Raw genomic sequence first — 13194 nt, 5'->3', positions numbered from 1 at the left:
CACTCTTAAATAAAGTATATATAATACTCTCTCTCAATAAACTACAAAATTAATAATCGTCGTTTTTCTCGGGTACAACCAAACCTTCAATACCTGCTAAAAGCCCCTCTTCCGATATACTGTCAAATGAACATTTTTCCTCTTCCTGTGACGTGCCAAAAGCACTTTCAGACTCACTTGAGTGAGAAATAAATTCATTAACCGTTTCCGGCTCATCCACTTCCACATGCTTTTGCAATGAATGAATAAGATCTTCTTTCAAATCTGCAGGTGATAAGGTTTCATCTGCTATTTCACGTAGAGCTACAACTGGATTTTTATCATTATCACGATCAACTGTAATCTGTGCACCTTGTGAAATCTGGCGCGCTCGATGCCCGGCTAAAAGCACCAATTCAAAACGATTATCAACTTTATCAATACAATCTTCGACCGTTACGCGGGCCATTTACGCCCCTTTCTTAAAGTTCAAAATCCAATATTCAATTTAGAGTATATACAATAATCAAAACAAAAAACAAGAAAAACAATGCAAGCTTTAGCATTTTTTTGCAGAAATTTCTTGATAACATAATTGTATAAAAAGAACACAATCAACCAAGTTTAAATGACTAATAGCATTCTTTAAAAAATAAATGGAATGATATTGGTTTCAAATGGGAAAATAACCTTCCCCATTAATAGAGTGAGTTTCTTTCAGATTCCAAAGCTTTAAAACTATATAATCATTCAAATTTCTTAAAAATCTTTTGAATTACAACGCTGTAATGTATTATTTATAATCGTATTAATCTAAAATAAAAGCTTTGAATTTATTTAACATTGTGCCAATCAATACTTTCTCCATCAAACAAATCATTAAGTTATTTACAAAAATAATATCTGCCGTATACCCAATAAAATAATTCAAAAATTTTTTATCAAGATAACGAATGCCTACGACCATGAACAGTCAATTAACAACATTTTGCCCAGAACCACCGCAAAATTGCGACTTATGCCCCCGTTTACACGACTTTATCTCCGGCTGGCGTATGAAAGAACCCCATTGGCACAATGCACCTGTGAGCCCATTCTTCCCCTCTAAAGGTGCTGCAACAACACGCCTTCTTATTGTCGGGCTTGCACCTGGATTGCGTGGAGCAAACCGAACTGGACGCCCTTTTACTGGTGATTATGCTGGTCTACTGCTCTATTCTACTTTAAAAAAATTTGGTTTTGCCCAAGGAACTTTTGAAGAAAGACCTGATGATAGTCTTGAATTGATTGATGCAGCAATTGTTAACTCAGTTCGTTGTGTGCCCCCAGAAAATAAACCTACCAGCACAGAAATTAATACTTGCCGATATTTTTTCGCACCTCTTTTAACAAATCTTCCCCAACTCAAAGCCGTTATTACCCTTGGCGCCATTGCTCATCATTCAACCATACGTGCTTTAAATGCAAAAGTCCCAGAACACCCTTTTGGTCACGGAGCAATAAATAATATTGGTAGATTACGCATCTTCTCAAGCTATCACTGTTCCCGCTATAATACTAATACTAACCGTTTGACAGATGCTATGTTTCATCAAATTTTTCAAACAGCGAAAACATATTTAGATCAATGCTGAAATTCCTTTAGTATTATTATAAAAAAGAAAATACAAACCAACCAAACTATCCGTATTTTTTCAACAATCTTGCTTTTTCACGTCCCCAATCACGTTTTTTTTCTGTTTCACGTTTATCATGAAGTTTTTTACCCCGCGCTATAGCAATCTCTAACTTCACACATCCTTTTTCATTAAAATAAAGTTGAAGTGGAACAATGGTCATCCCTTCACGAGAAACTGCATTAAAAAAACGTGCCATTTCGCGCTTTGAAAGCAATAACTTACGTAAACGACGTGGTTCATGATTAAAACGATTAGCTTGCGTATATTCAGGAATATAGGCATTGATCAACCATAACTCTCCATTCTCAAAGCTAGCATAACTTTCAGAAATATTAGCATTATTGGAACGTAAAGATTTAACTTCAGTTCCATGAAGCACAAGCCCAGCTTCAAGATTATCCAAAATTTCAAAATTAAAACGAGCTTTACGATTATGAGCAATTATTGTACGCGCTAGTGCATTTTTTTTTCTGTTCATGGTTATTTCAATACCATCTTATTATTGGATGAGACCAGCATGTTGTAAAGCCGCATCGATAATTCTTTTTGTAGTATCTTCTAATGGAACAATCGGTAAACGAACAGTATCACGACAAAGCCCTAATTTTGCAGCAGCATATTTAATACCTGCTGGATTTGGTTCAACAAACACCCCATAATTTAAAGGCATCAAACGATCATTTAATTCTAATGCCATCTTATAATCACCACGACGACAAGCAGCTTGAAGTTGTGCACAAAGTTTTGGAGCAACATTAGATGAAACTGAAATACACCCCACACCGCCATGTGCATTAAAACCTAATGCCGTACTATCATCACCGGAAAGCTGCACAAAATCCTTGCCACACTCTTTGCGTTGTTGACTTACCCGTTCAATGTCTCCTGTTGCATCCTTGACACCAATAATATTGTTAAAATCCTGATATAGATTTTTCATGGTTTCTATGCTCATATCAACAATAGAGCGCCCAGGAATATTATAAATTACAATCGGAATAGAAATAGCTTTCGCAATAGCTGCAAAGTGAGCATATAACCCTCTTTGATTAGGTTTATTATAATAAGGGGTTACAACCAAAACTGCATCAGCACCTGCTTTTTCTGCATGTTGGGCAAGTTCCACAGCCTCATCTGTACTATTTGACCCTGCCCCTGCAACAACAGGAATACGCTTAGCAACCTGCTCAACACATAACTCTACAACTCGCTTATGTTCTTCATGGCTTAAAGTTGGTGACTCACCCGTTGTTCCAACAGGGATTACACCATTAATACCCTGTATAACCTGCCATTCAACAAAATCGCAAAATGCTTTTTCATCGACATCACCATTTTCATCAAATGGTGTGATAAGTGCAGTCAACGCTCCCTCGAGCATGATAAACTCCTCGCAATTTAAGTTTTACTTAAAAACAATTGTCTTTTAAACTACTCATTATAGAGCATAGTCCTGCTCTATTCTTGAAACAAGAAGAATTCCATAAATGCTTTCACAACGTTAATATATTACTTTTTTCAATTTAGAATATTTCTTAAAAATACTATAATCCGTTAACGTGTCTTTCACGCTTTTTGTTTTAAAGTTTATAAAATGCTTAAAAAAGCAAGATCTTAAGATTTTTCGATGCGTGTATTTTCTGTCCATCTTCTCATGCCAATTTTTACTACATTAATATTGGCAATTTTGTGCTCAAATGCGTTTTCTCAAACAGTTTCGTCACCGAAAAAAATACCAATTCCTTTAGCTCGACCTTACCCATTTGCAATAACAGAAAAACCTAAGAACCAATTTAAATCGACTAATAATACAATTAACAACAATCTTACGACTAACGACATCATTTCAGTCAATCAACTTAAATTAGGTTTAGATACCCTTTCAAATAAAAATATTGCAAAAACGATAGCTCTTCGTAACACAATGGCGAAAAATAGCCTTGACCGCCATATTTTAACATGGGCAATCAACACATCAAATCATACTGACATACCCAGCTCTGAACTATTTAATGCAATTAATGAATTAAAAGGGTGGCCTGGCATGGCCACTATGAAACGTAATGCTGAACGTGCTTTTATCAATGAAACTAGTTCTTCACAAATAATCATTCAAAAATTTGCACACACACATCCTCTTACCGTACAAGGTATGGCTGCACTTGCTAAAGCGCTTATAGCAACTGGAAAAACCACCCGTGCACGACAAATTATTGCACCATGGTGGTATAAAGCACAACTTAGTGCAAAAGAAGAAGAGCTCATCCTTAAAAACGCAAGCGCTGCACTAAAACCTGTTGACCATCTAAAACGCATGCAGATTATGCTGTATGAAAACCGTATTGATTCAGCTGGGCGAATCGCAATGCTAGCTCGTGCCCAATCTCTTTTTAACGCATTTGTTGCAGTTGCAAACAATGACCCTAGAGCTGCACAAAAATTACAAGCTGTTGATCGATCTTGGAAACAAGATCCTCTCTTACAATTTGCTCATATTCGCTATCTTAGACGAACTGGACAATACAGTGCTGCGGCAACACTCATGATGAAAGCACCCAAAGATGCAGCAAGCCTTATTAACCCTGATGCATGGTGGATAGAACGGCGCACTATTTCCCGCGAAATGCTCGACTTAAATAAACCTAAAATTGCTTATCAACTGGTTGCAACTTACACCGGTTTAACACCTTCATCAGCAGCTGATGCTGAATTTCATGCAGGATGGTATGCATTAAGATTTCTTCATGATCCTAAATTGGCAATGCACCATTTTACACGTATTCCTCAGTTATCTCCTCATCATTTTTTAAAATCCCGCGGTTATTATTGGATGGGACGAACAGCAGAAATCTTAGGTGATCATGAAAATGCTCGGCATTATTTTCATCGTGCTGCCCGTTTTAATATAACTTATTATGGTCAATTAGCAGCTTCACGACTTAATCAAAAAAGCTTAGCATTTCCTTCCCTAAACCAACAACTGCTGAACGGCAACGTTTTAGCGCACGAAAAGCTGTAAAAATTATTCAACGACTTGAAGCTGCCGAGTATGCTAATCTTGCTAACATTTTTTATAGAGAACTTAGTAAAGAAATAGAGAGCCCTGGGGAATTAGCCCTTCTGGCCGTTATGGCAGAAAAAAAGGGCGACTATCATACCAGTCTTAAAATAGGTAAAACTGCTGTTTTTCAAGGGAAAAATGTCGGTGCACTATCCCACCCTATCGGTGCCATTCCACCATCTGCTAACATTTCTGCAACAGAAAAAGCTCTCGTCTATGCTATTGCACGCCAAGAAAGCGAATTTAACCCAACAGCTACATCAAAAGCAGGAGCTCAAGGTATGCTCCAATTATTACCAACAACAGCAAAAGAACTTGCAGATAAATATTCGATTGCATGGTCACCGCAAAAGTTTAAAAACGATCCTAGTTATAATACTACATTAGGTGCTCATTTTCTAGGTGAACAGTTGGAACGTTTTAATGGATCTTATATATTAACTTTTATTGGTTATAATGCAGGGCCTCGTCGTGCAAATGAATGGATAGAACGTTATGGCGACCCTAGAGGACAATCTCTCGATAAAGTTGTCGATTGGGTTGAGCGGATCCCTTATTCAGAAACACGTAACTATGTAATGCGCGTTATGGAAAATTATGTAGTTTACAAAACACGTTTTCATGGAACAACAGATATTAAAACGCACCTTGTTACGGGATACTAAAGATCATCAATTTAATTCATTTAAAAAAAATTTTTTGGCTACTATTTATTTCATAAATTATAATGCCATACTAATTTTGAAAATATACACCATAAAAGCTGATTCAAAAGCCCAATATAACAAAATCTACTTGTTTTGAATGAATATCAATGCACTTTAATCTAATCTTTTTTGTACAAGATATATTCTGTTCACGGATAAAACTGTGTAAAATCAGTTAAATATTAAAGATATTCTAATAATTTTATTCTCTTTTGAAAGCGGTGGAGGAGGAAGAATACCAACACGCTGAAGTGCTGCCATGGCTAATCGATCAAGTTCCTGATCATTAGAAGAAAGTGCAATACGGCTTGCAAAAATATTCCCCTGCTTATGCACTTTAAATTCTAATTGTACTACCCCTTTTGCATGAGTAGTACGGTGCCTTATAACATAATTTTTTTGCCTTTCTAATTGTGCTTGTACCTTTGCCAACCACTGCATAGATAATGCATCATCAAGCTTTGTATAATTATTCTTACTAACCGCAAACGAGTGTACTGATTTTGTATTGCTTTGTTTTGCTGCAATTTTTGACACTGATAATGCTTTTTTGACAAGCGCTTTATGTGCCATTTTAGAAGTTTGAGATTCTTTCAAAGTTTTTTCTACTATAAAATCATTTTTTTCTATAATAGGTTGGAGTTCTTGCAAAGATTGCATCTCTTCTGAAAATTGAGATTCCATCGATTGAACCTCATTGAGTGCTGGCTCTGATATCTTTTGTTCTTGCTCTAAAACACTAGACTGCAATATTTCCAAATCCGTATTAGTATTAATATTAGGGTGTGAAATTTCTTGTGCAAAAGTCAGCATAATCGCCGGTGGAAATACATTATCGTTCACATTAATATTTTGAAAATAAAACTGTATCCCCAATACAGCATGTAAAGAAAGAGCACTCATAAACGCCCCTATCCAAAGGATTGATAACCGCCTAGTATTTGTAAAATTCATAATCTCCATCCATTAGTATTCTACATTAAATTAGCACCAAATTGTATTAAAACTGATCCTTTTTAAATTACAACTTTTTTCTTGACGCTTTTTGTCATGTTTAATATATTACTTTTACTTCATATTGGGATCATTAGGGCTCGGTTAACTAATCTTTGTGGTTGGGGAACGGGGTTTTTGTGGTGTGAAATATTTTAGAGTTACGGGGCATTTAAGAGAAATTTTAAAAATTTTTAATGGTGTCTTATGCAAATAAAACCAAAAAGTATTTATAAAAGTTGTATAACTTTAAGCGCATTATCAATCTGGATACCCTCTTTCGTTTTTGCACAAAACAGCAATATTATTTTTTCACAAAACAGCAATTCGAACACCGTAATTGAGCTCAACCCAATTGTGATTGAAAAAAGGGAAACGATAAATCCTCTGGATACAGTAACAGTTTTAACTGACCGTGAAACTGCTCGAGATATTGAACAAAAACAAATAAATGATATCCACGATATTGGACGTCTTAATCCAACTATAACTTATAATTCAAATAATGACAGTTTTGTAATTCGTGGTTTAAGTGCCAATCGCGTTCTCGTGACGATGGATGGCATTCCCCTTCCGTGGCTTAATGATGGAGTACGTGGTGTTAAGGGTGGGAGTTCAATGTTTGACCTTAATGCCCTTTCTACACTTGATATCATTAGAGGATCAGATTCTAGCCGTTATGGCTCTGGAGCACTAAGTGGAATTGTTGCTTTACGTACTCTTGATCCTGAAGATCTTCTCACAGAAGAAAAAAATTGGGGTAGTCTTACAAAGGGCAGTTACAATTCTGCTGATAGTAGCTGGCATATAGATGAAGCTTTTGCAGTACGATTTTACCAAACCTTTCTACTGTTCCAAGGATCTCGTGTAGGAGGTCATGAACGCAAAAATATGGGAACTGTAGATACTTACGGAAGTGAGCGTACACGCGCAAATCCTGCTGATTTTGACCAAAATAATCTGCTTTTTAAAATGCATCAATATTTAAATAGCGATCATAAGGTTGGTTTTACAGCAGAACGTTTTTTTTATAATAAAGACACTCATTCATTAAATGCTTCCTCCACAACATATTCTCCAGGCTCAGTTTATGATAAGAATAATAAATATCGTGAGCGTTTTTCGATTTTCTACGATTATAGTGGTAATGGAGATGCTGTTTTTGATGCATTTCATGGACAACTTTATTGGCAGAAACTATCAAATAACCAGGTTTTAAAAGGGCATCGTATCAAACAGCCACAAGGGAACTATTTAAGAGATAACCTTATACGTAATATTAATTATGGCTTTAATGCCGATAGTCTCAAAAAAATTGATATAGGTGCTATCAGTCATACACTGAAATTTTCTACTGACATCTTTGCATCCAAACTGCATCAATATGCGTCTGGTCAAGATAATTGTCACTTGAGAGAGAATGCACGTGGATGTGCTTTTTTACATACCAATCAATCTGATACACCAGATACTCATAGCCATGGTTTTAGTTTAGCTTTTGAAGATGCAATTGGTTTTTCTAATAACCATGTTCGCGTTATACCTGGAATCCGCTACGACTGGTACAAACACGTCCCGCAAAAAACACCTTCTTATAAAAAAACAACCATTTCTAAAGAACAGCTTACAGAAAATGGCGGTTCGCATTTTTCTCCCAAATTGCGTGTAGAATGGGATGCTAATGATCAAGTGACATTTTATGGCCAGTGGGCACAAGCTTTCCGTGCACCAAGTGTTTCCGAACTCTACCTCATCTATGTTAATCCCTCTTTTTATTATACGGCTGGCAACCCCAATCTTAAGCCAGAAATCAGCAATGGGTATGATATTGGTATAAAATACGGAAATGTAAATTTTGATGGTTCTATCAGCGTCTTCACCAATCAATATAAAAATTTTATTGATATTATAGATAAAGGACCATCACGAGAATTTATGTTAGCACGCAAACATTACATAAATCGTGCTCATGTTCGTATCTCTGGCATTGAAGCTAAAACATCTTTAGCTCTTAATCAAAATTTCCATAGTAATTTTTCCTTTGCATACGCACAAGGAAAAGATCTTGATAAAAATGAATATCTCAACTCAATCCCAGCTTTAAAAGCTATTATAGGATTTGGGTATGCACAAGAGACTTGGGGGGCTGATATTATGCTCACTTTAGCCGCTAAACGTGATAAAGTAGAAAAGAATTCCGATTATGCAAAAACTCCAAGTTATAAATTAGTTGATGTGGTGGGATGGTGGGAACCTTTTGGTGAAAAAGGCCCTATTATAAGAGTTGGGGTTTACAACCTTTTCAATAAAAAATATTGGAATGCAACTGATCTTCCCGCTGCTTCACCTAGGGGTGCACCACCACCACCTAAAGACTATTTCAGTCAGCCAGGTCGTAACTTTAAGGTATCGCTTGTGCAAAAATTTTAACTATCTTTATTAGAAATTTCAAAAATCATATTAAAAAGGAGAAATATCGCGCTTTATTTTCTTTTTTCCTTAAACAAAAAATTGAGATAAGCGCTTTTAATGTTTCTAATTTACCTGGTTTTGGTTGTTCTATTATCGATAATAAAGATTGATGGTAAGCTGAACTATTGCAAAGCTATAGTTCAGCTTATCGTTTTAAGATTATAAAATATGGGAACTCTACTTCAAATAAGTAATTCAAGGAAAATTTATGTCCTACACAGCTAAAGAAATTATTAGACTGCGAGAAAAAAAAGAAATGCATAATCGTGATTTTGCTACTTCGATTGGCATATCTGAAGCAGAGCTTATTGCTGCTTATTGCACTACCGAAAAAGCAAAAAAATTAAATGCTGATGTGACTACTCTCCTTAAAAATGCTCCCAAAATTGGAACAGTTATGGTATTAACACGTAATGAGTATGCTGTTCACGAAAAAATAGGATGTTTTGAAAAAATTGTGCAAAACCAACATGTTCCTATAACGCTTGGTGAAATCGATTTGCGTATCTTTCCAAAACAATGGAAATTCGGTTTTGAATATGAAATGGTTGTTTTTGGAAAACCTACTAAAAGTTTGCAATTTTTTGATCAGTACGGTGTTGCTATCTTCAAAATTTATTCTAAAGATACAACAAATATGGAGGAATGGAATATACTTGTTAAAAAATTGCTTAGTAAAGATCAGTTACCTAATCTTGAAATTCAGCCCTCTCCTACCCTCACACAACATGATACAGCAAATATAAATGTTGAAAAATTCCGCGATCGTTGGCGACAAATGACTGATGTACATCAACTTCATGAAATTATTTCAGAATTTAAAATCAATCGACATGATGCTGTAAAATATGCTGGTAATGAATTTGCTGATGAATTAAGCGTAGAATCTCTTGAAATAATGCTAAACAAAATCGCACAACAAGAAATACCAATTATGTGTTTTGTCGGCAATAAAGGGTGCATTCAAATTTTCAGTGGACAAATTAAAAATATTAAACAAATAGGCCCTTGGCTTAATATCCTTGATAAAAAATTTAACCTTCATATGCTTGTTTCTGGTATTGATAAAATATGGCGTGTTCGTAAACCCACTCGCGATGGTTATGTCAGTTCACTAGAAGTTTTTGATAAAAATGGTGAGATGATTGTTCAATTTTTTGGCCTAAGAAAAGAGGGCCAAAAAGAACGTGAAGATTGGCGTTCTTTATTGAATGATTTGCCTTCTATACTAGAAAACAACAATTACTTTAAAAAGGTAAGGTAAGAAATGTCCATACTTCTTTTGCGCAGATTATCAAACCTTATTTTTATTTCCATTTTGTTTTATTTTACCTCTTTTTCTCATCAAGCAATCGCTGAAATTACAACCAGTTTTCCTAAAAATGCACGAATTGTTTCGATTGGTGGATCTCTCACAGAAATTGTCTATGCATTAGGAGCTCAAGATCAGCTTATTGCTCGCGACAGTACGAGTATATACCCCCGAGAAGCACTCAAACTCCCTGAGCTTGGATATATGCGAGCCCTTTCACCCGAAGGAGTTTTATCGCTCACCCCAGAAGGTATATTGTTGATTGAAGGAAGTGGCCCTCCCTTAACAATTGACATTCTCAAAAAAACGTCAATACCGTTAGTGATTGTGCCAGAAAGTTTTTCTCGTGAAAATGTAATAGAAAAAATTCACCTTGTTGGCAAAGCACTTCACCGAGAAACACAAGCAGCTGCATTAATTAAAAAGATAAACCGTAGCTTCATGGATAACGATATGCTTTTGGCAAAAGTAACTAAACCAAAACGCGTTCTTGTTATTTTTTCAATGCAAAACGGGCGTATCATGGTATCTGGAACAAATACAGCTGCCGATGGTATGATAAAACTTTCAGGTGGTATTAACGCCATCTCTAGTTATAAAGGATATAAACCTTTAAATAATGAGGCCTTATTAAAATCAAATCCCGATGTTATCTTGCTTATGACACATCCCAAAAATTCATCCCAAATTGATCAAATTTTAGCTATACCAGCAATTCAAGCTACACCCGCAGCACAAAATCATGCTATTAAACAAATAGATGCTATGTATTTTTTAAGTTTTGGTCCACGTACTGCAGAGGCATCAAAAGAACTGATTAATCTGCTTTATAGTGAGAATTAAAATGGCAAGAGCTAATAAAAATGATCAATAGCATCTCAACAGCACAAGCACCTGAAATTAAAAAAGAAAAGCATGCAATTCGAGGAAAAATTGCATTATTAAGTTTAATAATATTCCTTATTTTTAGCATTTTAGTAGGGTTATTAAACGGCGCGTCTAATGTTTCTTTTATTAATCTTATTCATGCGATTCTTACACAAGATTCTTCAGTAAGCAGTAAAACCCATGATTATCTTGTGCTTATTGATATAAGACTTCCCCGTATCATCTTGGGTTTATTAGTTGGTTCAGCTTTAGCTGTTTCTGGCGTTCTTATGCAGGGAATTTTCCGTAATCCCCTTGCTGATCCTGGAATTGTAGGTGTATCAGCAGGTGCAAGTCTTGGTGCTGTTTTAGCAATTGTTGTAGGTGTTACTTTTCCGCCCCTATTTCCGCCTTTTTTAGAATCTTATAAAGTCATTATAAGTGCTTTTTTGGGCGGACTTTTATCAACAATTACTCTCTACGCAATCGCAACACGTCATAATTGTACTTCTATTGCAACAATGCTTCTTGCGGGAATTGCTCTCAGCGCTTTAAATAGTGCTATCGTTGGAGCTTTAATCTTTATCGCAAACGATCAACAATTGCGTGATATTACCTTTTGGAACCTTGGATCTCTTGCGGGTGCGACATGGTTAAAAGTTGGGTTTATTATACCTTTTGTTGGAATTGGTCTCTTTTTTTCTCCATTCTTGTCACGCGCACTAAATGCTTTGTCTCTTGGAGAAGCTGCTGCCAGTCATATTGGTTTTCATATTCAAAAAGTTAAAAATATTTCTATTATACTTGTTGCTCTTATGTGCGGTGGTGCAGTTGCTGTCAGCGGTGGCATTAGTTTTATTGGCATTATAGTCCCACATATTTTACGCCTGCTTATTGGGCCTGATCATCGCTATCTTATTCCTTGTTCTATTCTTTTAGGAGCAGCTTTGCTTATTTCTGCTGATACATTTGCGCGCTTTATTATTGCCCCTGCAGAATTACCAATCGGGATTGTTACAGCACTCTTTGGAGCACCCTTCTTTCTTTGGATTCTCATATATCAACGGGGGATAAATGTTTTATGATTGAGGCAATTAATCTTTGCATTCAACGCAGAAAAACATACATTATCGATCACATTAATCTTCAAATTAAAAGTGGTACTTTCACTGTCATTATTGGTCCAAATGGATCTGGAAAAAGCACTTTCATTAAAGCATTGAGTGGAGAGATTCCCTACAGAGGAAAAATGACATTGAATGGTCATGATATTACCAAGACAAAAACTTGTAAAATGGCAATGATGCGTGCAGTTCTACCGCAATCAACAACACTAGCTTTTCCATTCTTAGTTCATGAAGTGGTAAAACTCGGCCTTTCTATTCACCAACGTGATATAACAAAAACAGAATTGAAAATTTTGCCTAAAAAAGCTTTAGAACGTGTTGGTTTAGCTAACTATAGTGACCGGTATTATCATGAATTATCAGGTGGAGAACAAGCTAGAGTACAACTTGCCCGTGTACTTTGCCAAGTATGGACACCTGTTTATAATAAAATCCCTCGTTGGCTAATATTAGATGAACCTATTGCCAACCTTGATATCCAACATCAGCTCATTGTTATGAATATTGCTCAAAATTTTGCTCGTTGTGGTGGTGGTGTTCTTGCTGTCCTGCATGATCTTAATTTGGCTGCCTGCTATGCAGATAAAATGATATTGTTCAGTCAGGGAAAAATTTATTGTGAAGGAAATTCTTCCTCCGTTTTAACGACGCAAAATTTGCGCGATGTTTATCATTGTCCTTTAAGCGTTTCTACATTACCTAAAGCAGATATCCCTTTTATATTACCACAGACAGCAACTTACTTATAAACACAAAATAGTGTATTTTTCTGATATATTTTATAAATAGAAAAATTAAAGCACAAATCCCATAATATATTGTTTTTTTGATATTTTAATGACTTGAGCTTTATAATAAACTTAGAATATAAAGCTTTCAACTTATCTTTAAAAAAGTCACTACACTTTCCTTAAAAGAGTAATATTTTACAATAAAAATTGATAAAAATAAAAAAGAGCTAATCTTAAACAGCTATTTCGTCAATTTGGCATGGATA

Annotated in this window: 10 protein-coding genes and 1 pseudogene; 7 read left to right on the top strand and 4 right to left on the bottom strand. The window is 35.6% G+C overall.

Annotation, left to right across the window (positions count from 1 at the left end):
• Nucleotides 1–49: 49 nt before the first annotated feature.
• Nucleotides 50–448: a DNA-directed RNA polymerase subunit omega gene (gene rpoZ, locus BscR1v2_RS02080; protein WP_010703534.1), complete on the bottom strand. Its 399-nt coding sequence runs from the start codon at nt 446–448 to the stop codon at nt 50–52.
• A 496-nt stretch (nt 449–944) separates the two neighbouring features.
• Here rpoZ and BscR1v2_RS02075 point away from each other — a divergent pair, with 496 nt between their 5' ends.
• Nucleotides 945–1613 carry a uracil-DNA glycosylase gene (locus tag BscR1v2_RS02075; protein WP_078689556.1) on the top strand — a complete coding sequence of 223 codons (669 nt, stop codon included), beginning with the start codon at nt 945–947 and terminating at the stop codon, nt 1611–1613.
• Between the two features lie 46 nt (nt 1614–1659).
• On the opposite strand, the gene smpB is transcribed toward BscR1v2_RS02075, so the two are convergent.
• Nucleotides 1660–2136 (bottom strand): SsrA-binding protein SmpB, encoded by a 477-nt coding sequence (gene smpB, locus BscR1v2_RS02070; RefSeq protein ID WP_078689555.1) that lies wholly within the window; start codon nt 2134–2136, stop codon nt 1660–1662.
• Between the two features lie 21 nt (nt 2137–2157).
• Nucleotides 2158–3039: a 4-hydroxy-tetrahydrodipicolinate synthase gene (gene dapA / locus BscR1v2_RS02065; protein ID WP_078689554.1), complete on the bottom strand. Its 882-nt coding sequence runs from the start codon at nt 3037–3039 to the stop codon at nt 2158–2160.
• Between the two features lie 246 nt (nt 3040–3285).
• Between dapA and BscR1v2_RS02060 the strand changes: the two are divergent.
• A pseudogene (locus BscR1v2_RS02060) lies at nt 3286–5384 on the top strand (lytic transglycosylase domain-containing protein).
• A gap of 213 nt (nt 5385–5597) precedes the next feature.
• Here BscR1v2_RS02060 and BscR1v2_RS02055 read toward each other — a convergent pair.
• Entirely contained in the window at nt 5598–6380 is a 783-nt protein-coding gene (locus tag BscR1v2_RS02055) for an energy transducer TonB family protein (protein WP_078689553.1), read from the bottom strand.
• 246 nt (nt 6381–6626) lie between these two features.
• On the opposite strand from BscR1v2_RS02055, the gene BscR1v2_RS02050 reads away from it, so the two are divergent.
• The 5 genes from BscR1v2_RS02050 (at nt 6627) to BscR1v2_RS02030 (ending at nt 12946) form a co-directional block, all read left to right on the top strand.
• Nucleotides 6627–8849, top strand: coding sequence for a TonB-dependent hemoglobin/transferrin/lactoferrin family receptor (locus BscR1v2_RS02050; RefSeq protein ID WP_078689552.1), 2223 nt, complete (start codon nt 6627–6629; stop codon nt 8847–8849).
• Between the two features lie 250 nt (nt 8850–9099).
• Nucleotides 9100–10155 carry a hemin-degrading factor gene (locus BscR1v2_RS02045; RefSeq protein ID WP_078689551.1) on the top strand — a complete coding sequence of 352 codons (1056 nt, stop codon included), beginning with the start codon at nt 9100–9102 and terminating at the stop codon, nt 10153–10155.
• A 3-nt stretch (nt 10156–10158) separates the two neighbouring features.
• Nucleotides 10159–11046 carry a heme/hemin ABC transporter substrate-binding protein gene (locus BscR1v2_RS02040; protein WP_078689550.1) on the top strand — a complete coding sequence of 296 codons (888 nt, stop codon included), beginning with the start codon at nt 10159–10161 and terminating at the stop codon, nt 11044–11046.
• A 20-nt stretch (nt 11047–11066) separates the two neighbouring features.
• Nucleotides 11067–12155, top strand: a complete 1089-nt coding sequence (locus BscR1v2_RS02035; protein WP_078689549.1) for a FecCD family ABC transporter permease — start codon at nt 11067–11069, stop codon at nt 12153–12155.
• Complete coding sequence (locus BscR1v2_RS02030; RefSeq protein ID WP_078689548.1) at nt 12152–12946, top strand: heme ABC transporter ATP-binding protein; 795 nt, start codon at nt 12152–12154, stop codon at nt 12944–12946. The genes BscR1v2_RS02035 and BscR1v2_RS02030 overlap by 4 nt, the downstream gene beginning before the upstream one ends.
• Nucleotides 12947–13194: the final 248 nt, after the last annotated feature.

This window comes from Bartonella schoenbuchensis R1 (genome assembly GCF_002022685.1).
Taxonomy (GTDB): domain Bacteria; phylum Pseudomonadota; class Alphaproteobacteria; order Rhizobiales; family Rhizobiaceae; genus Bartonella; species Bartonella schoenbuchensis.
The sequence above is the reverse complement of the archived record's forward strand: the minus strand, read 5'-3'. Positions and strand labels throughout refer to the sequence as shown.

Bases quoted from the DNA above. Each gene is read 5' to 3' on its own strand.
- rpoZ (WP_010703534.1), bottom strand. From the start codon at position 448: ATGGCCCGCGTAACGGTCGAAGATTGTATTGATAAAGTTGATAATCGT.
- smpB (WP_078689555.1), bottom strand. From the start codon at position 2,136: ATGAACAGAAAAAAAAATGCACTAGCGCGTACAATAATTGCTCATAAT.
- BscR1v2_RS02055 (WP_078689553.1), bottom strand. From the start codon at position 6,380: ATGAATTTTACAAATACTAGGCGGTTATCAATCCTTTGGATAGGGGCG.
- BscR1v2_RS02040 (WP_078689550.1), top strand. From the start codon at position 10,159: ATGTCCATACTTCTTTTGCGCAGATTATCAAACCTTATTTTTATTTCC.
- BscR1v2_RS02035 (WP_078689549.1), top strand. From the start codon at position 11,067: ATGATCAATAGCATCTCAACAGCACAAGCACCTGAAATTAAAAAAGAA.
- BscR1v2_RS02075 (WP_078689556.1), top strand. From the start codon at position 945: ATGAACAGTCAATTAACAACATTTTGCCCAGAACCACCGCAAAATTGC.
- BscR1v2_RS02030 (WP_078689548.1), top strand. From the start codon at position 12,152: ATGATTGAGGCAATTAATCTTTGCATTCAACGCAGAAAAACATACATT.
- BscR1v2_RS02045 (WP_078689551.1), top strand. From the start codon at position 9,100: ATGTCCTACACAGCTAAAGAAATTATTAGACTGCGAGAAAAAAAAGAA.
- BscR1v2_RS02050 (WP_078689552.1), top strand. From the start codon at position 6,627: ATGCAAATAAAACCAAAAAGTATTTATAAAAGTTGTATAACTTTAAGC.
- dapA (WP_078689554.1), bottom strand. From the start codon at position 3,039: ATGCTCGAGGGAGCGTTGACTGCACTTATCACACCATTTGATGAAAAT.